The following is a 21,016-nucleotide window of genomic DNA, read 5'->3' as shown; positions in this document are numbered from 1 at the left end:
CACGGGCGCGAGAGAGGCCTTTATTCCCCGTGCCTCCACCCTTTTCCGCGATCTTTCTTCAGCAATCACAATGCCCACTTACCGTTCCAAAACCTCCACCGCCGGCCGCAACATGGCAGGTGCGCGCTCGCTGTGGCGCGCCACCGGCATGAAAGACGACGATTTCTCGAAGCCGATCATCGCGGTCGTCAACTCGTTCACGCAGTTCGTGCCCGGGCACGTGCACCTGAAGGATCTCGGCCAGCTCGTCGCGCGCGAGATCGAAGCCGCCGGCGGCGTCGCGAAGGAATTCAACACGATCGCGGTCGACGACGGCATCGCGATGGGCCATGACGGCATGCTGTATTCGCTGCCGAGCCGCGACATCATCGCCGACTCGGTCGAATACATGGTGAACGCGCACTGCGCGGACGCGATGGTCTGCATCTCGAACTGCGACAAGATCACGCCGGGGATGCTGATGGCCGCGATGCGCCTCAACATCCCGGTGATCTTCGTGTCGGGCGGCCCGATGGAGGCCGGCAAGACGCGCCTCGCGAACCCGGTCACCAAGGCCATCGAAGTGAAGAAGCTCGACCTCGTCGACGCGATGGTGATCGCGGTCGATCCGTCGTATTCGGACGCCGAAGTCGCCGAAGTCGAACGCTCGGCCTGCCCGACCTGCGGTTCGTGCTCGGGCATGTTCACCGCGAACTCGATGAACTGCCTGACCGAAGCGCTCGGCCTGTCGCTGCCCGGCAACGGCACGGTGGTCGCCACGCACGCCGATCGCGAACAGCTGTTCAAGCGCGCCGGCCGCCGCATCGTCGAACTGACGCGCCAGCACTACGAGCAGGACGACGAACGCGTGCTGCCGCGCTCGGTCGGCTTCGCCGCGTTCGAGAACGCGATAACGCTCGACATCGCGATGGGTGGCTCGACCAACACGATCCTGCACCTGCTGGCGATCGCGCAGGAAGCCGGCATCGACTTCACGATGAAGGACATCGACCGCCTGTCGCGCTCGGTGCCGCAGCTGTGCAAGGTCGCGCCGAACACGAACAAGTACCACATCGAGGACGTACACCGCGCAGGCGGCATCATGGCGATCCTCGGTGAGCTCGAGCGCGCCGGCAAGCTGCATACCGACGTGCCGACCATCCACGCACCGACGCTGAAGGATGCGCTGGACCAGTGGGACATCGTCCGCACGCAGGACGAAGCGGTCCGCACGTTCTACATGGCCGGCCCGGCCGGCATCCCGACGCAGGTTGCGTTCAGCCAGGACACGCGCTGGCCGAGCCTCGACCTCGATCGCGCCGAAGGCTGCATCCGCTCGTACGAGCATGCGTTCTCGAAGGAAGGCGGCCTCGCGGTGCTGACGGGCAACATCGCGCTCGACGGCTGCGTGGTGAAGACGGCCGGCGTCGACGAAAGCATCCTCGTGTTCGAAGGCTCGGCGCATGTGACCGAATCGCAGGATGAAGCCGTTGAAAACATCCTGAACGACAAGGTCAAGGCCGGCGACGTGGTGATCGTTCGCTACGAAGGCCCGAAGGGCGGCCCCGGCATGCAGGAAATGCTCTACCCGACCAGCTACATCAAGTCGAAGGGGCTCGGCAAGGCCTGCGCGCTGCTGACGGACGGCCGCTTCTCGGGCGGTACGTCGGGCCTGTCGATCGGTCACTGCTCGCCGGAAGCGGCAGCAGGCGGCGCGATCGGCCTCGTGCGCGACGGCGACAAGATCCGCATCGACATCCCGAACCGCACGATCGACGTGCTGGTGTCGGACGAGGAACTGGCGCGCCGCCGCGAAGAGCAGAACGCGAAGGGCTGGAAGCCGGCGCTGCCGCGTCCGCGCAAGGTGTCGGCCGCGCTGAAGGCCTACGCGAAGCTGGTCATGTCGGCCGACAAGGGCGCCGTGCGCGACCTGTCGCTGCTGGACGACTGACGCAACGGGCTACTGCCGGCGGTCAGTTGCGGGCCACGCAGCCGACCGCTCGCCCGATTCAAAAGCCGCTCTCCGGAGCGGCTTTTTTTCGTCCGGCGCCAGGGGAATCCACGGCGCCGGCGGCATCAGTGACGGAAATCTTCGGGGCCTCCACCTCCCCCGCCTCCACCACCTCCGTGGTTGCCGCCACCATTTCCGCCACCTTGCGGCCGCGCATAACCGCCCCCGCCGCCCTGGCGCACCGGCGGTGGCATCGGACGCGCTTCGCCGCCTTGCGCGGGCGCCGGGCGCATCACGGCCGGCGGCGGGCCTGCCGGACGCGCGTTGCCCGCCCCGCCCGGCATCGGTGAAGGCGCCGGTGCTGCCGGCGGCGGTGTGCGGATCGCGCCGTTCCAGCCGCCGCGTGCAGCCGACGGCCGCGCGTCGTGCACGGGCGGGCCGCCCGGTGCAACCTGCATCGGCCCGCCCGGTTGCGGACGGCCTTGTCCCGGCGGCATGCCTCCGGGGCCGAGCCTCGGTTCCGGGCGATGCGCCCAGCGATCGCGGTCGTGGTACCACGGGCGGTGCCGGTAATAACGATCCCAGTACGCGGCGATCGCGAATCCCGTCACCGGGACCCCGATGATCGCGCCGTATTCGAGCAACGGCACGTAGCTGCCCTGGTACGGATACTCGAGCAACTGCGCGTCAATCCAGCCGCGCACGCCCGGCAGCGCGACGTCGCACCACGAGTAGTCGCTCAGGCAGCCGAATACGTCCAGCGCGGTATCGGGCGGGATCTGCGCCACCACCGGATAATCGGGCGCCGGCCCGGCAAACAGCTCGGCCGGCGAGTTCGTGTAAGCGCTGCTCTGCGCGTCGGCAATGCCCGGCGCGGCCGCGAGGCCGGCCAGGACGACGCACAGACTTCGGACAAACGTGTTGCTCATGATGCTCTCCCGCGCGGTGCCGCCGCGCGCCGGTCAATGCCGATCAGTGCCTATCAGTGCCGATGGCCGCCGCCCCAGTGGCCGCCACCCCAATGCCCGCCGCCCCACGGACGATGCCAGTAGCCGCCTCGCCCGCCCCAGTATCCGCCGCCCCAACGGCCCCAGAAGCCGATCGTGACGGGCGGCCCGTACCAGCCCGAGTAATACGCGGGGTAGTAGTACGGATACGGCGGCGGCACATAGGCCGGTGCGACATACACCGGCGCCGGCGCATCGACGTAGTCCGGCGTGGCAGGCGCCGTGGAAGGGGCCGGACCGCGCGTGGCCGGTGCAACCGGAACTTCGCGCTGCGTCACCGTGGCGGGCACCGGTGCGTAATAAGGTGCATAACCATACGGGCTCGTGTAGTAGCAGCCGCCGAGCGTCAGCGCGGCCAGCGCGATGACGGCGGGCCTCGCGGCGGAAATCGGGTTCATCTCGTGCTCCGGCAGAATCCGCGCGCCGCCGCCGGGCGCGCGCCTGACTCTAGCTTACGTCCCCTGCAGATTTCCGCGCGTATGATCGGTTACTTTTTGTTTCCTGCCCCTGACGGTGCAGGCGGGCATGCGGTGTGCTCGCCCGTCCGCGGCGCCCGCGTTGAAGTTGGCGCAAATGCCCTCAACTTGAACGATGTCAGGCTGACCGGCGCGGACAGGTGTTCGCGAACGACCGGCGGCCGCCCACCGGCGGACTTCGGCCCGCCCAGACAGGAACGCGGCTCGCGCCGCCATCGACATGACTACGCCACGCCCCACTCCCCGGGCGGACACACCGCTCGATCCGATCATCCAGTTGCTGGCGCTTGCCGGCGAACAGGGTTATCTGACACACGCCGACCTCGTCGACGCGCTGCCGCCCGAAAGCGACAGCCCCGATGCGCTCGACGTCGTACGCGCCGCGCTCGCCGACATCGGCATTGCCGTGCTCGACGAGCCGGCCGTGCCTGCGCCGTTCGCCGGCGCGGCGCCGGTCGACGTCGATCGCGACACGCTCGACGAGGGCCGGGCCATGCTCGGCGACCTCGCACGCGGCACGAGTGCATCGACCGATCCGCTCGCGCTCTACATGCGCCGCATCCAGGCCGTGCCACTGCTTACGCGCGAAGGCGAAATCGTGCTCGCCCGCGAAATCGAGACGGGTCGCCATCAGGTGCTGCACGCGCTCGCCGGGTATCCGGCGGCCGTCGACGCGCTGCTTGCGCGTCACGGTGCAACGGGTGCGACCGGCGCAACCGGCACGGCCGATGAAGACCAAGGCGACACGCGCGCCCCCGCCCGCTACGACGATCTGCAGGCCGCTGTGTCGACGCTGCGCGACGCATTGCATGCGCACGGCGTCCGCTCGGACGCATACCGCGACGCGCGCAACGCCGTGGCCGCCCTGCTCGGTTCGCTTGCGTGGGTTGCACCGGCCGTCGACGACGCCAGCCGCATCGTGCGCGCGCTCGCAACCGCACCGCATGACGCTGCGACGGGCGAAGCCGCCCGTTTCGACGCGGTCGCGCGGCGGGCTCTCGCGGCTGCGCTGAGTGATGGCCAGCAGAAAGTGCGCGACGCGACGCGCGCGATGCTCGAGGCGAACCTGCGGCTCGTGCTGTCGATCGCGCGCAAGTACATGAACCGCGGCGTCGACCTGTCCGATCTCGTGCAGGACGGTTGCCTCGGCCTGATGCGCGCGATCGAGAAGTTCGAATACCGGCGCGGGTTCAAGTTCTCGACCTATGCGACCTGGTGGATCCGTCAGGCGATCACGCGTGCGGTCGCCGATCGCGCTCGCACGATCCGCGTGCCCGTGCACGTCGGCGACCAGTACCAGCGCGTACAGCGGCATGCGCTGCGCTTTCGCCAGCGCACGGGCCGCCGGGCGACGCCGGCCGAGCTCGCGGCCGAAACCGGCCTCGCCGAGGACAAGGTGCGCGCGGTGCTCGCGCTGCCGGCCGAGCCCCTCTCGCTCGACACGCCGCTGCCCGATGCGGACACCGGGCTCGTGGAACTGATCGAGGATCACGCCTCGGCCAGTCCGTTCGAGCAACTGGCCGACACGCGCATGCGCGACTGTGTGCGGTCACTGCTCCGGTCGGTCACGCCGGCCGAGGCCGACGTGCTGAGCCGGCGGTTCGGCCTTGGCGGCGCCGAGCCCGATACGTACGACGCCATCGCACTGGACGCGGGCATGTCACGCGAACGCGTGCGGCAGATCGAGAAACGGGCGCTCGCCGCACTGCGCACGGCTGCCGAGGCCGAGAACGCCCAGTCGTTCCTCGACGCGTAAGCGCACACGCGACGCACGGTCGTGCCGCCAACCGGCACGACCGTGCGCTTCGCGCATGTGCTACGTTTGCCATTGACGTGCATCAAGTTTTCTTCGTCGCGTGTCGCGACAATGGTGAAACGCCGACCGGCGCATCGTTCGCCGTGTCCATTCCGTTTGAGCTTCCCCAGGTCCCTCGCCATGCAGACGACCGCCAGCCAAACGTTCGAGGAAAACCGGCACATCGCGACCTGCCTGCGCGAGGCCGCGCAGCGGCTGGCCGACCAGGGCGCGAATCCTTACCGGGTCGCCGCCTACCGCGCGTCGGCCGAGACGGTCGATGCGCTCGACCGTGATCTCCGCACCGTGTTCGAATCCGGCGGCATCGACGCGCTCGGTGCGCTGCCCGAGATCGGCACGGGCGTCGCGCAGGCGATTGCCGAGTTGCTGGTGACGGGCCGCTGGCGCCAGCTCGACCGGCTGTGCGGCGACGCCCAACGCACGTCCGCGTTCGAAGCCGTGCCGGGCATCGGCCACGCGCTCGCGCTGCGCATTCACGACCTGCTGCACATCGATTCGCTCGAGGAACTCGAACGCGCGGCCCGCAACGGCCAGCTCGAAACGATCTCGGGCGTCGGCCCGCGCCGCGCCGCGGGCATCCGCACCGCGCTCGACGACGTGCTGAGCCGCCGCCGGCGCTGGCAGGGTCACGTGCAACACGCCGGGCCCGGCACGGAGCCGCCCGTCGAGCTGCTGCTCTACATCGACCGCCAGTACCGCAACAAGGCGGCCGCCGGCGTGCTGCCGACGCTCGCGCAACGGCGCCTGAACGCGGACGGCTATGTGCCGCCGCCCGTGGTGATGCACATGACCAAAGGCGGCTGGCATTTCACGGCACTGAGCCTGCATGCCGCGATGCGCACGCCGGAAGCCGGCCGTCCGACGGACTGGGTCTCGCTCTATTTCTACGACGCCGTACAGTGCGAAAACCAGCGCACCGTTTTCACCGAAACGTACGGCTCGCTCGTCGGCAAGCGCATCGTGCGCGGACGCGAGATGGAATGCCGCGTGTATTACGCGGGATGAGTCAGTCGTCGGAGGTTTCGTCGACATCGAACGCCACATCGAGCACGGACGCGATTTCGCGACATGCATGGGTGAGCGCGCGTGAGCGGCGACCTGAATATTCCACCGCGAGATCGAACCAGGTCGAATACGACACATAATCGGCGGCGCTTTTCCGTTTCGGCACGTCGAACCACAACGACACCGTGTAGCCGCCCTTCCAGCGTATCGGTATCACCTGCGTGAGCCGCAATTTCGTGATCGCGCCGTGGCGAAACCGGAAGCTGTCGCCGCCGACGCGGAACCCCGACCATGCGCCGTCGTTCGACACGAACACGGTCAGCGTTTGGTCAGGTGGCGCGGCCGGCACCCCACCTTCGGCGGCAAGTTCGGCCATCGACACCATCAACGCGCCCGAATCGTCGCGCCCGGTTTCGACGTCCACGAACGCTTCGATCGTCCGCTTCGCGTTGTCGTAGAAATAGCGTGCGACGTCGGGCTGCGCGTTATCGGCAATCAGAACCAGTTGCTTGAATCTTGCATGCTCGCCGTATCGAAGCGGCACATCGGGCGCGTCGCCGGCGTCGTCATCCGGTTCGTCGTCCGGACTATCTGCCGGTACGGCCGGCGCGGCCGTACCGGCCTGCCCGGCGCCGCCACGCCGCCGCTTTACCCATGCGGTTCCCCACGTCAGCAGGGTGGTCTGCGCCGCCAGCACGGCGGCCATCGTCGCGCACCCCGCGAGAAACCCGTAATGCGGCCCGACCTTCGATGCCGCATACGCGGCCGGAAGCACATAAAGCACCAGCAATGGCGCAAGCAATATCGACACGCGGCAACCCCGTTGTTTTCCGTTTTCGTTTTCGACTTCCGGCCGGGGCCGGCCGCACCGCCACCGTGCCGCACGCGCATCGCGCGGGTGGCCTACGCACCGTCCGCCTTCGTGCGACGCGCCGGACGACGATGCGCGGCGATGCGCAGCAGCTTCTGGAACGACGGACATTCGAGATGGCTTGGCGCCGGGCACACGGCCGCGTGCCGCAGCATATCGCGCACGGCGCCGAGCCGGCGGATCGTGCGGTCGAGTTCGTCGGCCTTGCCGTCGAGCTTCGCGCGATCGATCGCGGGCTGGCCGTCCGCGCCGACCATCGCGAGGATGTCGTCGAGCGAAAAACCGGCCTCGCGGCCAAGCGCGATCAGCGCCAGCCGCTCCAGCACCGACTCGTCGTATTGCCGCCGCAACCCGTGCCGGCCATTCGCGACGATCAGCCCCTTTTCCTCGTAGTAGCGCAGCGTCGACGCGGGCAATCCCGAGCGCCGCGCCACGTCCGCAATGTCCAGACGGCTCATGCTTGACCTCAAGTGAACTTGAAGTTGCAAGATAGTCGCTCGACTTCACGAACACAAGCCTGAAACGCCATGAAACCGCTGAAACCATCCCGTATTGCGCCGCACCGCGCAGCCGCCGTCCGCTTCGGAGGTGTGCGATGAACATGCCCGCTATCGTGCTCGACGTGCTGCTGATCGGCACGGGCGCCACGCTCTTGCTGGACCTGTGGACGCTGTTCCGGCGGCGTGCGTTCGGCACGCCGTCGCTCGACTACGCACTGGTCGGCCGCTGGCTCGGCCACATGCTGCAAGGCCGGTTCCGGCACGCGTCGATCGTCGCCGCGCCGCCCGTGCCGGGCGAGCGTCCTGTCGGCTGGATCGCACACTACGCAATCGGCATCGCGTTCGCGGCGCTGCCGGTCATGATCGCGGGCACCGCATGGATCGCCACGCCGACGCCGCTTCCTGCCCTCGTCGCCGGCCTTGCCAGCGTGGTCGCCCCGTTCTTCGTGATGCAGCCGGCGTTCGGCTTCGGCATCGCCGCGTCGCGCACGCCGCATCCGGGCGTCGCGCGCCGGCGCAGTCTCGTCACGCATCTGTCGTATGGCGTGGGGCTCTATCTCGCCGCGTTCACGCTTGCGGCGCTGGGCCGTTGACGGGCATCAGCCGTCATCGCTTCGTTGCGCGGTTGCCTCGTAATGGTCGAGCGCGTCGAGCAGTTTGCCCGGCTGGCTCATCGCGGCCCGCAGCCGCGCGGCTTTCTCGATATCGGCCGGCGCCGTAAGCTTCGCGCCCTGATCGAGATAGGCCTGTGCGCGCGTGTTGCCGGCTGCGACAGCCAGACCGAAAAGCGCATTCGCGGCGATCGGATCGCGGTCGACGCCGCTGCCCACGTAGTACAGCATGCCCAGCCGGAACAGCGAGCTCCCGACGCCCCCCGCCGCCGCGAGCCGGTACCAGCTCGCCGCTTCGGCGTCGTCCTCGTGCACACCCTGCCCGTTTTCATACATCAGGCCGAGATTGTTCTGCGCGTTCGCGTTGCCCTGTTCCGCGGCGAGCCGATACCACTTGAACGCCTCGGTGTCGCTCTGCTTCACGCCATGCCCGGTGTCGTACAGGTAGCCGAGGCTGTTCTGCGCCTGCGGATCGCCCTGGTCCGCCGAGCGCCGGTACCATTTGGCGGCTTCCGCGAAATCCTGCGGCACGCCGGTGCCGGCGTCGTACATCATCGCCAGGTACAGCTGCCCCCTGGCCAGCCCCTGGTCGGCCGCAAGCCGGTAGAGCCGCACCGCTTCCGTACGATCCCGCGGCACGCCTTCGCCGTCCTCGTACGCGCGGCCGAGATTGCACCATGCATTCGCATTGCCTTGCGCGGCCGCGCGCCGGTACCAGTTCAAGGCCTCCGAACGGCTTTGCGTCACGCCGACGCCGGTTTCGTAAAGCGTGCCGAGATTGTTCTGCGAAGATGCATCGCCGTGATCGGCGGCCCGCCTGTACCACTTCGCGGCTTCGACGGGATTCCGCTCGACGCCGTCGCCGTGCTCGTACCTGAGCCCCACGTTGAATTCGCCGTCCACGTCGCCGCGCTGCGCCTTTGCCATCGCTGCGTCGAACGTCTCGGGTGCATCGTCGTGCGCGAGCCAGACAACGCCGCTCCCGAGGATCAGTATCAGTGCGAGCGCGATGAGGATCGCAATGCGGGTCTTCCGGCCGATTCGTCGTGCCTGGGTCATCTCTCAGCGTTCTCTTTTTTATGGTTGCAAACGGTGCGCCCGAACGGTCGCCCGCGTCACTCGCCGCCGCAGTCGATCAGGTTGTGGCGCACCCGCCCGAGCAGCCGCACCAGCGTATCGCGCTCGTCGGGCGTGAAGCCGCGCAGCCCGTCGTCGGCGACGGTATCGCCCACTTCCAGCATCTGCGGAAAGATCTCGCGCGCCTTGTCGGTCAGGCGGATCACGAACGCGCGCCGGTCGTCGTCGTTCGCGATGCGTTCGATCCAGCCATAGCCTTCCATCCGGTCGAGCAGGCGCGTCAGCGAGATCGGCGTGATCTCGAGCCATTCGGCCAGGCGCGCCTGGTTCATCTCGCCCTTCCACGTCAGGTACGCGAGCACGCGGCTTTGCGCCCGCGTCAGCCCGATGCGCTTCGCGCGCCGGTCGAACAGGCGTCCGTTCAGGCGGGCCACGTCGGCGATCAGGTAGCCGATCCGGTTCTCGTAGGTCTTGTCCATCAGCCGATTATAGGGTCAAGCCGCCAGCGGGCCGCGGCTCGCGCCCCGGCGATAAGCGGCTATATAATAAGCGTGCTTATAATTTGAGCCATACCGGATCGCCGCCCACGGCGACCGCCCCACGGAGACACCTGCTTGAACCCCGCCGCCGACGCCCCCGCCTCGCCCGCCCTGAACCGGCCGATGCTGACCCTGTCGATCATGCTCGCCACGCTGATCCAGACCCTCGACAGCACGATCGCGAACGTCGCACTGCCCCACATGCAGGGCACGCTGTCCGCGTCGCAGGACGAAATCACGTGGGTGCTGACCTCCTATATCGTCGCCGCGGCGATCGCGACGCCGCTCACCGGCTGGCTGTCCGACCGGCTGAGCGTCAAGCGGCTGCTGATCGTGTCGATCGCGGGCTTCACGGTCGCGTCGGCGCTGTGCGGGCTGTCCGAGACGCTCGTGCAGATCGTCGGCGCGCGGCTGCTGCAGGGCGTATTCGGCGCCGCGCTGGTGCCGCTGTCGCAGTCGATCCTGCTCGACATCAACCCGCGCGAGAAACAAGGCCAGGCGATGGCGATCTGGGGGATGGGCGTGATGGTCGGCCCGATCCTCGGCCCGACGCTCGGCGGCTGGCTCACCGACAGCTACAACTGGCGCTGGGTGTTCTTCATCAACGTGCCGATCGGCGCGTTCGCGCTCGCGGGCGTGATGACCTTCCTGCCGGCGCGCGCGCCGCGCCCGCACGTGAAATTCGATGCGTTCGGCTTCGCGACGCTGGCGCTCGCGATCGGCGCGTTCCAGGCGATGCTCGACCGCGGCGAACAGCTCGACTGGTTCGGGTCGTACGAAATCCGTATCGAAGCGCTTCTCGCAGCGCTCAGCTTCGCGTTCTTCCTCGTGCATACGGCGACCGTCGGCAAGGCGTCGTTCTTCAAGTCGGAACTGCTGCGCGACCCGAACTTCGCGACGGGCACGCTGTTCATCTTCGTCGTCGGCGCGGTGCTGTACGCGACACGCGCGCTGCTGCCGCCGATGCTGCAGAACCTGATGGGCTACCCGGTCGCGACGACGGGCCTCGTCACCGCGCCGAGCGGCGCCGGCACGATGATCGCGATGCTGTTCGTCGGCAGGCTGCTGAAATACGTCGATGCGCGGATGCTGCTGCTCGCCGGGCTGTCGATTTCCGCGCTGGCGCTGTGGCAGATGATGCAGTACACGGTCGTGCTGTCGGAATCGGACATCGTGTGGCCGGGCGTGGTCCAGGGCTTCGGGCTGGGGCTCGTGTTCGTGCCGTTGAGCGCACTGTCGTTCTCGACGCTGCCGCCCGACCTGCGCGCGGACGGCACGGCCACCTACAGCCTGATGCGCAACATCGGCAGCAGTATCGGCATCTCGATCGTGCAGACGCTGATGACGCGCAATACGCAGGTCGCGCACGCCGATCTAGCGACCCACATCACGCCGTTCAACCCGGCCGTGCAGGCGATGGCCGGCAGCCGCCTCGACATCGCGCTGCTCGACCGCACGATCAACCAGCAGGCGACGATGATCGCGTACCTGAACGACTTCAAGCTGATGTTCGTCGCGACGCTGCTGATGATTCCGCTGTTGCTGCTGATCCGCCCGCCGCAGAAAGCGGCGAGCGTCGACGTCGCGCACGCGGCGATGGATTGACGACGCGACGGGCGCACGCCCGTCGCAAGCCGAAACGTCAGACCTTCATCGTGCCGGTCCGCACGTAGCGCTCGTGCCACGACAGCGCTTCGGCGAGCAGGTGCGGCGTGTGCTTGCCGAAGCTCTCGTGCGACGCGCGCTCGAAGTAGTCCTCGAGCATCGGCCGGTAGTCGGGATGCGCGCAGGTCGCGATGACCTTGCGTGCGCGCTGCTTCGGCGACAGGCCGCGCAGGTCGGCCAGGCCCTGCTCGGTGACGACGACCGCGACGTCGTGCTCGGTATGGTCGACGTGGCTCGCCATCGGCACGATCCGCGAGATCGCGCCGCCCTTCGCGGTGCTCGCCGACATGAAGCACGACAGGTAGCCGTTGCGCGCGAAGTCGCCCGAGCCGCCGATGCCGTTCTGGATCTTCGTGCCCATCACGTGCGTCGAGTTCACGTTGCCGTAGATGTCGGCCTCGATCATGCCGTTCATCGCGATGCAGCCGAGGCGGCGCACGAGCTCCGGATGGTTACTGATCTCCTGCGGGCGCAGCACGATCTTCTCGCGGAACGTCGCGATTTCGTCGGCGAAGCGCTGCACGGCGGCCGGGCTCAGCGACAGCGCGGTGGCCGACGCGAAGCTCAGCGTGCCGTCGTCGAGCAGGTCGAGCATGGCGTCCTGGATCACTTCGGTGTAGGCCGTCAGGTTCGAGAAGCCGGCCGAGCTGAGTTCCGCGAGCACCGCGTTCGTGATGTTGCCGACGCCCGACTGCAACGGCAGCAGGTTTTCCGGCAGGCGGCCGCGCTTCACTTCGTGGCGCAGGAAGTCGATCAGCTGCAGCGCGATCTGCTTCGACGTCTCGTCCGGCGCGGAGAACGCGTTGCTGCGGTCCGGCGCGTCGGTCTCGACGATCGCGACGATCTTGTCGGCCGGGCAGCGCAGGTACGGCTCGCCGATCCGGTCGTCGCTCTTCGTCAGCGGAATCGGCTTGCGGTGCGGCGGCAGCGCGGTGCCGTAATAGATGTCGTGCATCCCGTCGAGGCCGAGCGGCTGGCGCGCATTCACTTCGAGGATCACGTGCTTCGCGCGTTCGAGCCAGGTCTTGTTGTTGCCGATCGACGCGGACGGGATCAGCAGCCCGTCCTCGCGGATGCCCGCGACTTCGACGATCGCGACGTCGAGATCGCCGTACAGCCCGAACCACGCGTACTGCGCGACGTGGCTCAGGTGGACGTCCTGGTAATCGACTTCGCCGCTGTTGATCTTGTCGCGCAGCGTCGGGTCGGACTGGTACGGCAGCCGCATCGAGATGCCGTTGGTGCGGGCGAGCGCGCCGTCGAGTTCCGGCGCGGTCGACGCGCCGGTCAGCACGTTGATCCGGAAGTCCTCGCCGCGCGCGTGCGCCGCGTCGATATGGGTGGCAAGCGCGGCCGGTACGGCCTTCGGATAGCCCGAACCGGTGAAGCCGCTCATGGCGACGGTCATGCCGGGACGGATCAGCGCGGCGGCTTCGTCGGCGGTGCGGACGAGCGAACGCAGGGCGGGAGCGAGGATGCGTGATGAAGACATGGCTGGTTTCTGACGCTTGGGTCGGTCGTTGACGTCGCGGGGGGTGTCTCCTGAGCGACATGAAGCCCTTGGGGCCGCGCGGGGCGGCCGGCACCACAGGCATGGTCGGAGTATCGCAGAGGCCATCGCCGCGAAATGTCCGCTGGATGCAAAAGATCCTTACCGAATATGCCGGGTATCGAACGACCGTTCTGTGACAGGCGATCCGCACGCGCCCGGTTGCACACGAAAGGTGCACGAAAGCATCGGAACGATTGACCGGCCCCGGATCGCCAACCCTCGCGAATCAATCGGCGGATTTTCATTGAAATTTGCCGCTCGGCGATCGGCAATGGTCGATCACGGTGCGACGCGGCCAATTGTCGCCCGATGCGGCTTTGCCGGACCTGACCGACATCAACGTCGCATGCGCTGCGCACGGCCCGCCGCGTCGCTCGAAAATCTTCGCCGCATCGGCCTGCGAGGCCCGTCCGTCCTTGACAGCCGCGTGACGCGAACCACACTGGAAGACGGGCCCGGCCGCGCCGTTTGCCGTCCCGATCGCCCGCCTTTTCGCGCATCCGGTTTCGACCGGCCGATATGCGCAAGACGCGGTAACACTCCCGTATGTCAGGACATTGATCGAATAAAAAGCAACAAATTACAATTCCGTATATATTTCGCCGATGGACCAAAGAAAAACCGCCACACGCGCCGAGCCCCCCCTGCCACGCACCTGGGATGCGCGGCTCGCGCGCTCGCTTGTCCGACCGCTCGTCGATACGCCGGTCACCCCGAATCACCTCACCACCCTTCGTCTGCTGATCGGCCTCGCCGGCGCCTGGTGCCTTGCGCACGGCGGCTTCGGCTGGAGCAATGCGGGCGCGTTCCTGATCGTGCTGTCGAACTTCGTCGACCACACCGACGGCGAACTCGCGCGCATCAGCGGCAAGTCCAGCAAGATCGGGCATTTTTACGACCTCGCGGCCGATGCGCTCGTGACGGTCGCGCTGTTCGTCAGCATGGGCCTCGGCATCGTCGCCCAGGGCGGCCAGATGGCCGCGTCGCCGGTGCTGCTCGGCGCGGTGGCCGGCGCGGCCGTCGCGCTGATCTTCTTCCTGCGCATGCGGATCGAATCGATCGCCGGCAAGGCCGGCACCAAGCAGGCGTTCGCCGGCGGCTTCGAAACCGAAGACGTGCTGTACCTGCTGCCGATCGTGACGCTCGTCGACGGCGTCGAGCCGTTCCTGCTCGCGGCGTCCATCGGCGCCCCGCTGTTCGCCGCATGGGTCGTGATCGACTGGTGGCGTATCGTCCGCCGTGGCAACACCCCGCAGAACCCTACTGAAATCCAGGCTTCCAAATGACTCCTAGCACGCGCGACGACTCCGTGCTGAGCCCGGCACGCCCCGCGCCCGTGCGCGCGGCCGCGGCCGACCCCGATCGCACCGTGGCCGACAGCGTCGGCCAGCTCGACCTCGACCGCCTGCGCGGCGACTACACGCGCCAGGGCTCGTTCCTGTACCTCGACGCATTCCTGCCGGCCGACGCGCACGCGAAGCTCGCGGCGGCGGCCCGCGCGATGCAGGCCGGCCTGAACCGCAATTACCTGCCCGGCCACAAGCAGGGCGGCAGCGTGAGCCGCCATACGATCGACGAGCAGGCGCCGTACATCGCCGAACTGTATCGCTCGAAGGCACTCATCTCCTTCCTCGAGAAAGTCACGGGCGACAAGCTGATGCTGTCGCCGGACGACGATCCGCACGCCTACGCGCTGTATTACTACACGAAGCCCGGCGACCACATCGGCTGGCATTACGACACGTCCTACTACGACGGCCGCCGCTATACGCTGCTGATCGGCGTGATCGACGAATCGTCGTGCCGGCTCGACTACGAGCTGCACACGCGCAACCCGGACGTGGCCGACGAACCGGGCTCGGTGCAGATCGCCGACGGCGGCATCGTGCTGTTCGACGGCGACAAGCTGCGTCACCGCATCACGCCGCTCGGCCAGAACGAGATGCGCGTGTCGCTCACTTTCGAATACGTGACGAACCCCGGCATGCGGCCGTGGAAGCGCTTCATCTCGAACATGAAGGACGCGATCGCGTATTTCGGTTTCCGCCAGGTGTTCAAGCAACTGGCCACGCGGCGCACGACCGGGTCATGACGCGCGCGGGCCTCATCCTGCTGTCCCTCGGGACGGCACTCTTCATCGCACTCCTTGCCTGGCAGGGCGTCGGCGCGGTCGCGTCCACGTTCCTCGCGGCCGGCTGGGGCCTCGCGCTCGTCGCGGCGTTCCACGTCGTGCCGCTCGTGATCGACGCCATCGCGATCTCCGTGATGTTCCGCCGCGGCCAGCCGGGCGCCGAGCTCGGCAACGCGCTGCGCGCGCGCTGGGTCGGCGAATCGGTGAACAGCCTGCTGCCCGCCGGGCAGATCGGCGGCCCCGTGCTGATGGTGCGCCACCTCGCGCAGCGCGGCACGCGGATGGCCGACGCGGCCGCCGCCGTGACCGTCAGCACGACGATGCAGGCGCTCGCGCAGATGGCGTTCGCGTTGATCGGCATCGCCGCATTCAGCCTGTACGCGACGCACGAGTCGGTCGCGCACCTGCGCACGCCCGCGCTGATCGCGACCGGCGTGCTCGGCGCGCTTGCGTTGCTGTTCTATGCCGCGCAGCGGCGCGGGCTGTTCGGCCGCGGCCTGCGCCTCGCGTCGAAGCTGCTCGGCCCGCGCGACTGGTCGTCGCTGGCGACGCGTGCCGATGCGATCGACGACGCGGTCGGCGCGCTGTACCGCGATCGCGCGAAGGTCGCGAAAACATTCGCGTTGAGCCTCGTCGGCTGGATCGTCGGCACCGCGGAAGTGTGGCTCGCGCTGCACTTCCTCGGGCACCCGGTGAGCTGGCTCGATGCGCTCCTGCTGGAAAGCGTCGGTCAAGCGATCCGCGGCGCGGCCTTCGCGATTCCGGGCTCGCTCGGCGCGCAGGAAGGCGGCTACCTGCTGCTCGCCCCGCTGGTCGGACTGCCGCCCGACGCGGCGCTCGCGCTGTCGCTCGCGAAGCGTGCGCGCGAACTCGCGCTCGGCCTGCCCGGCCTGCTCTATCTGCATTTCAGTGAAAGAAACTGGCAGCGGCGCCGTGCGCCGCAGCCGCTCGCCGACTGATCGTTCAGATCGCCGGCTTTTTGGTTGGAGAACCCATGCGAGCCATCATTCTTGCGGCAGGCCTCGGCTTGCGCCTGCAACAACCGCCCGAAGCGCAGTTCCCGAAGTGCCTGCTGCGCTTTGACGACGTTTCGCTGCTCGAGCGCCATCTGCGCGTACTCGACGCCGCCGGCGTCGACGAGATCGTGCTCGGGCTCGGCTTTCAGCACGAGACGGTCGAGCAGGAACTGAAGCGCCTCGGCCGCCAGGCCGAGATCGTGATCAACGACCGCTACGACCTCGGCAGCGTGCTGACCGTGCATACCGTCGCCGATGCGATGACGCGCGGCGGCGACGTGCTGCTGATGGACGCGGACGTGCTGTACGACGAGAACATCCTGCACGCGCTGGTGGCCGATTCCGACAAGGCAGTCGACCGCCTGCTGATCGACCGCGACTTCGAGGCCGGCGACGAGCCCGTCAAGCTGTGCCTGAAGAACGGCGTACCGGTCGAACTGCGCAAGCAGCTCGCGGTCGATCTCGACTACGACACGATCGGCGAATCGGTCGGCTTCTTCCGCTTCACCGAAGGCACCGCGCGCCGCCTCGCGACGATCGTCGCGGGTTACGTCGACAGCGGCCGCGCGAACATGCCGCACGAGGAAGCCGTGCGCGACCTGCTGCTCGAAGGCGGTCACTCGTTCGACGTGGCCGACGTCACCGGCTCGCCGTGGATCGAGATCGACTTCCCGAACGACGTCGCTCGCGCCACGCAAGAGATCCTCCCCCTGATTCAACGCACCACCGCAGGAGCCGCACGATGAACGCACGCGAACCCAACTTCACCGAATCGCGCAGCGCACGCCTGCGCCGCATGCTCGTCAGCAGCGACCTCGAATTCCTGATGGAAGCGCACAACGGCCTGTCCGCACGGATCGTCCGCGAAGCCGGCTTCAAGGGCATCTGGGCATCGGGCCTCGCGATCTCCGCGCAGTTCGGCGTGCGCGACAACAACGAAGCGAGCTGGACGCAGGTCGTCGACGTGCTCGAATTCATGGCCGACGCGAGCGACCTGCCGATCCTGCTCGACGGCGACACCGGCTACGGCAACTTCAACAACGTGCGCCGCCTCGTGAAGAAGCTCGAACAGCGCGGCATCGCGGGCGTCTGTATCGAGGACAAGCAGTTTCCGAAGACCAACAGCTTCATCGGCGGCGAGCGCCAGCCGCTCGCGGAAATCGACGAGTTCTGCGGCAAAATCAAGGCCGGCAAGGATTCGCAGACGGATCCCGACTTCTCGATCGTCGCGCGCGTCGAAGCGCTGATCGCGGGCTGGGGGATGGACGAGGCGCTGCGCCGCGCGAACGCGTATGCGGAAGCCGGCGCCGATGCGATCCTGATCCACAGCAAGCTGTCGCGCCCGGACGAGATCCTGCAGTTCGCGCGCGAATGGAGCGGCAAGGCGCCGCTCGTGATCGTGCCGACCAAGTACTACAGCACGCCGACCGACGTGTTCCGCCAGGCCGGCATCAGCACCGTGATCTGGGCGAACCACCTGATCCGTGCGTCGGCCTCCGCGATGCAGGCGACCGCGCGCGAGATCCACGAGAGCGAAACGCTGATCAACGTCGAGGACCGCGTTGCATCGGTCAACGAGATCTTCCGCCTGCAGGATGCCGACGAGTACTCGGCCGCCGAGCGTATCTACCTGTCGTCGTCGTCGCGCGCGTCGAACGCCGCGATCGTGCTCGCCGCGAGCCGCGGCAAGGGCCTCGAAGCCGTCACCGAAGACAAGCCCAAGGTCATGCTGCCGGTCGCCGGCAAGCCGCTGCTGCGCTGGCTCGTCGACGGCTTCAAGACGCACGGCGTGAACGACATCACCGTGGTCGGCGGCTATCGCGCCGACGCGATCGACACGTCGGGCATCAAGCTCGTGGTCAACGAACGCCATGCGCAGACGGGCGAACTCGCGTCGCTCGCTTGCGCGGCCGAACGCCTGACCGGCGACACCGTGATCTCGTACGGCGACCTGCTGTTCCGCAGCTACATCGTGCGCGACCTCGCGGAGAGCGAGGCCGAGTTCAGCGTGGTGGTCGATTCGTCGCTGACGGAAACCAACCAGAGCGTGCGCGATTTCGCGCTCTGCTCGGCTGCCGACGATCGCGGCCTGTTCGGCCAGAAGACCTACCTGCAACGCGTGTCGAGCGACGTCGCCGCAGGCACGCCGCACGGCCGCTGGATCGGCCTGCTGAACGTGCGCGGCGCCGGTGTCGAGCGCCTGAAGGCGATGCTCGCGACGCTGCAGGCACGTGACGATTTCGACACGCTCGACATCCCCATGCTCCTCAACGAACTGATCGCCGCCGGCGAGAAGATCGAGGTGCAGTACGTGCACGGCCACTGGCGCGGTGTGAACGATCTCGAGGACTTCCGCCGCGCGGGCGACTTCGCGCACGGCCAGACGCCGCTGTCCGAACCGGGCGCCGGCAACGGGGGCGCGCAATGATCGAAGCGGCCCAGTTCGTCGAGGCCGCGCGCGAACGCGGCTTCGACTGGTACGCGGGCGTGCCCTGCTCGTACCTGACGCCGTTCATCAACTACGTGCTGCAGGACCCGACGCTGAACTACGTGTCGGCCGCGAACGAAGGCGACGCGGTCGCGCTGATCGCGGGCGCAACGCTCGGCGGCAAGCGCGGGATCGCGATGATGCAGAACTCGGGGCTCGGCAACGCGGTGAGCCCGCTCACGTCGCTGACTTGGACGTTCCGCCTGCCGCAACTGCTGATCGTCACGTGGCGCGGCCAGCCGGGCGTATCCGACGAGCCGCAGCACGCGCTGATGGGCCCGATCACGCCCGCGATGCTCGACACGATGGAGATCCCGTGGGAGACGTTCCCGACCGACCCCGAACAGGTCGGCCCGGCACTCGACCGCGCGATCGCGCACATGGACGCGACGGGCCGCCCGTATGCGCTCGTGATGCAGAAAGGCAGCGTCGCACCGTATGAGCTGAAGGCCAACCCGGCCGCGCAGCCGCGCGCGCACGTCGCCGCGCAAGCGTCGTCGCGTGCCGCATCGGCCGATGCGTGGCCGACCCGCCATGACGCGCTGCAGCGCGTGATCGCGCACACGCCGGTCGACTCGACCGTCGTGCTCGCGTCGACCGGCTTCTGCGGCCGCGAACTCTACGCGCTCGACGATCGCCCGAACCAGCTGTACATGGTCGGCTCGATGGGCTGCGTGACGCCGCTCGCGCTCGGCCTCGCGCTCGCGCGGCCCGACCTGCGCGTGGTGGCCGTCGACGGCGACGGCGCCGCGCTGATGCGCATGGGCGTGTTCGCGACGCTCGGCACCTACGGCCCGGCCAACCTCACGCACGTGCTGCTCGACAACGGCGCGCACGAATCGACCGGCGGCCAGGCAACGGTGTCGCAGCATGTGTCGTTCGCGGGTGTCGCTGCCGCGTGCGGGTACGCGTCGGCCGTCGAAGGCGATACGCTCGACGTGCTCGATGCGACGCTTGCCGCGCCGGGCGATGGTGCGCAGTTCGTGCGCATCGCGATCCGCACGGGCGTGCCCGATGGCCTGCCCCGCCCGACCGTCACGCCGGTCGAGGTCAAGACCCGTCTGATGCGGCACATCGGCGCCGCGCAGACCGAAGCCTACGTTGAAGGAGCCCATTGATGCTGCTGCTGAACCCCGGCCCGGTCACGCTCACGGAACGCGTGCGCCGCAGCCTGCTGCAACCTGATCTGTGCCATCGCGAAAGCGAATTCTTCGACCTGCAGGATGAGGCGCGTGCGCGCCTCGTCGCCGCGTACGAGCTCGATCCGGCTGAGTGGACGGCCGTGCTGATGACGGGCTCGGGTACCGCTGCCGTTGAAAGCATGATCGCCGCGCTCGTGCCGCAGGACGGCAAGCTGCTCGTGATCGAGAACGGCGTGTACGGCGAGCGGATCACGCAGATCGCGACGCAGTACGGAATCGCGCATGATGTGCTCAAGCATGAGTGGATGCAGGCGCCCGATCTCGCGCAGATCGCTGCGCGTCTTGATGCGGGTGGGTACACGCACGTCGCGGTGATTCATCACGAAACGACGACGGGCCGGCTGAATGATCTCGGCGCGATCGCCGAAGTCTGCCGTTCGCGTGGCGTGAAGATGCTCGTCGACGGTGTCAGCAGCTTCGGCGCGGAAGCGATCGATTTTGCTGGCGGTGATATCGATGCGGTGGCCGCGACGGCGAACAAGTGCCTGCATGGCGTGCCGGGCGCGGCGTTCGTGATCGTGCGTCGCAGCGCACTCGTGAAGGCTGCGAGCCGTACTTACTACCTCGATCTCGGTCGTCTCGCGAAGCTGCAGGATCAGCGGAATACGCCGTTTACGCCTTCTGTGCATGCGTACTATGCGCTCGTCGAAGCGCTGCGCGAGTTTGATGAGGCTGGCGGCTGGCGTGCGCGGCATGCGCATTACAAGGCGCTCGCGGATCAGGCGCAGGCGGGGCTTGCGGCGCGTGGGATGCCGCTGGTGCTGCCGGAAGGTGAATCGTCGGTCGTGCTGCGTGCGTATCGGTTGCCGCAAGGCGTTACGTACGAAACGCTGCACGACGGGCTGAAGGCCCGCGGCTTTGTGATCTACGCGGGGCAAGGCGGGTTGTCGAAGGAACTGTTCCGGATTTCGACGATGGGCGCGATTCAGGCGGCTGATGTTGAGCGGTTGCTGGAAGGGTTTACGGCGTTGACGCGGTAAGCGGCTGCCCTCTCTCGTCGACCTAAGGCCCGCAAGGGCCTTTTTTGTTCTTCGCGGATTTCTGTGGGTGTCGCTTGTCGACCCATTTGGGCCCGTCGGCTCGGCGCGGCGTGGGCGGCAGTTTCCAAGGTGCAGTGGCCATTTGATTCT

The 21,016-nt window shown here is 67.9% G+C and carries 19 protein-coding genes; 12 read left to right on the top strand and 7 right to left on the bottom strand.

Annotated features, from left to right (window positions below):
• Window positions 1-70 precede the first annotated feature (70 nt).
• A complete protein-coding gene (ilvD, locus tag HWX87_RS00440) occupies window positions 71-1,930 on the top strand; it encodes a dihydroxy-acid dehydratase (RefSeq protein WP_176045138.1) in 1,860 nt (619 codons plus the stop codon).
• A 125-nt stretch (window positions 1,931-2,055) separates the two neighbouring features.
• On the opposite strand, the gene HWX87_RS00435 is transcribed toward ilvD, so the two are convergent.
• Entirely contained in the window at window positions 2,056-2,859 is an 804-nt protein-coding gene (locus HWX87_RS00435) for a peptide-binding protein (protein WP_176045137.1), read from the bottom strand.
• 53 nt (window positions 2,860-2,912) lie between these two features.
• Window positions 2,913-3,335, bottom strand: a complete 423-nt coding sequence (locus HWX87_RS00430) for a hypothetical protein (RefSeq protein ID WP_176045136.1) — start codon at window positions 3,333-3,335, stop codon at window positions 2,913-2,915.
• Between the two features lie 298 nt (window positions 3,336-3,633).
• On the opposite strand from HWX87_RS00430, the gene HWX87_RS00425 reads away from it, so the two are divergent.
• Window positions 3,634-5,169: a sigma-70 family RNA polymerase sigma factor gene (locus HWX87_RS00425; RefSeq protein WP_176045135.1), complete on the top strand. Its 1,536-nt coding sequence runs from the start codon at window positions 3,634-3,636 to the stop codon at window positions 5,167-5,169.
• A gap of 180 nt (window positions 5,170-5,349) precedes the next feature.
• A complete protein-coding gene (locus HWX87_RS00420) occupies window positions 5,350-6,234 on the top strand; it encodes a helix-hairpin-helix domain-containing protein (RefSeq protein ID WP_176045134.1) in 885 nt (294 codons plus the stop codon).
• Window position 6,235: 1 nt separating this feature from the next.
• On the opposite strand, the gene HWX87_RS00415 is transcribed toward HWX87_RS00420, so the two are convergent.
• Window positions 6,236-7,045, bottom strand: coding sequence for a hypothetical protein (locus tag HWX87_RS00415; protein ID WP_176045133.1), 810 nt, complete (start codon window positions 7,043-7,045; stop codon window positions 6,236-6,238).
• 92 nt (window positions 7,046-7,137) lie between these two features.
• Entirely contained in the window at window positions 7,138-7,563 is a 426-nt protein-coding gene (locus HWX87_RS00410) for a helix-turn-helix domain-containing protein (protein ID WP_176045132.1), read from the bottom strand.
• Window positions 7,564-7,700: 137 nt separating this feature from the next.
• Between HWX87_RS00410 and HWX87_RS00405 the strand changes: the two genes are divergently transcribed.
• Window positions 7,701-8,198, top strand: a complete 498-nt coding sequence (locus tag HWX87_RS00405; protein ID WP_176045131.1) for a DUF2938 domain-containing protein — start codon at window positions 7,701-7,703, stop codon at window positions 8,196-8,198.
• Between the two features lie 6 nt (window positions 8,199-8,204).
• On the opposite strand, the gene HWX87_RS00400 is transcribed toward HWX87_RS00405, so the two are convergent.
• Together HWX87_RS00400 and HWX87_RS00395 are read right to left on the bottom strand one after the other, a co-directional pair.
• Window positions 8,205-9,275: a tetratricopeptide repeat protein gene (locus tag HWX87_RS00400; RefSeq protein ID WP_176045130.1), complete on the bottom strand. Its 1,071-nt coding sequence runs from the start codon at window positions 9,273-9,275 to the stop codon at window positions 8,205-8,207.
• A gap of 56 nt (window positions 9,276-9,331) precedes the next feature.
• Window positions 9,332-9,772, bottom strand: coding sequence for a MarR family transcriptional regulator (locus HWX87_RS00395; protein WP_176045129.1), 441 nt, complete (start codon window positions 9,770-9,772; stop codon window positions 9,332-9,334).
• A 135-nt stretch (window positions 9,773-9,907) separates the two neighbouring features.
• On the opposite strand from HWX87_RS00395, the gene HWX87_RS00390 reads away from it, so the two are divergent.
• On the top strand, window positions 9,908-11,437 hold the full coding sequence (locus tag HWX87_RS00390) for a DHA2 family efflux MFS transporter permease subunit (RefSeq protein WP_176045128.1): 1,530 nt from the start codon (window positions 9,908-9,910) through the stop codon (window positions 11,435-11,437).
• Window positions 11,438-11,474: 37 nt separating this feature from the next.
• Here HWX87_RS00390 and HWX87_RS00385 read toward each other — a convergent pair whose 3' ends face one another.
• Window positions 11,475-12,989 carry an acetyl-CoA hydrolase/transferase family protein gene (locus tag HWX87_RS00385; RefSeq protein WP_176045127.1) on the bottom strand — a complete coding sequence of 505 codons (1,515 nt, stop codon included), beginning with the start codon at window positions 12,987-12,989 and terminating at the stop codon, window positions 11,475-11,477.
• A gap of 665 nt (window positions 12,990-13,654) precedes the next feature.
• On the opposite strand from HWX87_RS00385, the gene HWX87_RS00380 reads away from it, so the two are divergent.
• From HWX87_RS00380 to HWX87_RS00350, 7 genes are read left to right on the top strand one after another with little or no spacing between them, the layout of a single operon-like run.
• On the top strand, window positions 13,655-14,335 hold the full coding sequence (locus HWX87_RS00380; protein WP_176045126.1) for a CDP-alcohol phosphatidyltransferase family protein: 681 nt from the start codon (window positions 13,655-13,657) through the stop codon (window positions 14,333-14,335).
• Entirely contained in the window at window positions 14,332-15,141 is an 810-nt protein-coding gene (locus HWX87_RS00375; protein WP_176045125.1) for a 2OG-Fe(II) oxygenase, read from the top strand. The genes HWX87_RS00380 and HWX87_RS00375 overlap by 4 nt, the downstream gene beginning before the upstream one ends.
• On the top strand, window positions 15,138-16,139 hold the full coding sequence (locus tag HWX87_RS00370; RefSeq protein ID WP_175842100.1) for an HpnL family protein: 1,002 nt from the start codon (window positions 15,138-15,140) through the stop codon (window positions 16,137-16,139). The genes HWX87_RS00375 and HWX87_RS00370 overlap by 4 nt, the downstream gene beginning before the upstream one ends.
• A 35-nt stretch (window positions 16,140-16,174) precedes the next feature.
• Window positions 16,175-16,942: a phosphocholine cytidylyltransferase family protein gene (locus tag HWX87_RS00365; RefSeq protein ID WP_176045124.1), complete on the top strand. Its 768-nt coding sequence runs from the start codon at window positions 16,175-16,177 to the stop codon at window positions 16,940-16,942.
• Entirely contained in the window at window positions 16,939-18,624 is a 1,686-nt protein-coding gene (gene aepX, locus HWX87_RS00360) for a phosphoenolpyruvate mutase (protein ID WP_176045123.1), read from the top strand. The genes HWX87_RS00365 and aepX overlap by 4 nt, the downstream gene beginning before the upstream one ends.
• Window positions 18,621-19,802, top strand: a complete 1,182-nt coding sequence (gene aepY / locus HWX87_RS00355) for a phosphonopyruvate decarboxylase (protein ID WP_176045122.1) — start codon at window positions 18,621-18,623, stop codon at window positions 19,800-19,802. The genes aepX and aepY overlap by 4 nt, the downstream gene beginning before the upstream one ends.
• Window positions 19,802-20,866, top strand: coding sequence for a 2-aminoethylphosphonate aminotransferase (locus tag HWX87_RS00350; RefSeq protein ID WP_176045121.1), 1,065 nt, complete (start codon window positions 19,802-19,804; stop codon window positions 20,864-20,866). The genes aepY and HWX87_RS00350 overlap by 1 nt, the downstream gene beginning before the upstream one ends.
• Window positions 20,867-21,016: the final 150 nt, after the last annotated feature.

The sequence above is a fragment of the Burkholderia sp. BCC1644 genome (assembly GCF_902833225.1).
Lineage (GTDB): Bacteria > Pseudomonadota > Gammaproteobacteria > Burkholderiales > Burkholderiaceae > Burkholderia.
Note: the sequence above shows the minus strand (reverse complement) of the source record. Positions and strands in the feature narration are given on the sequence as shown.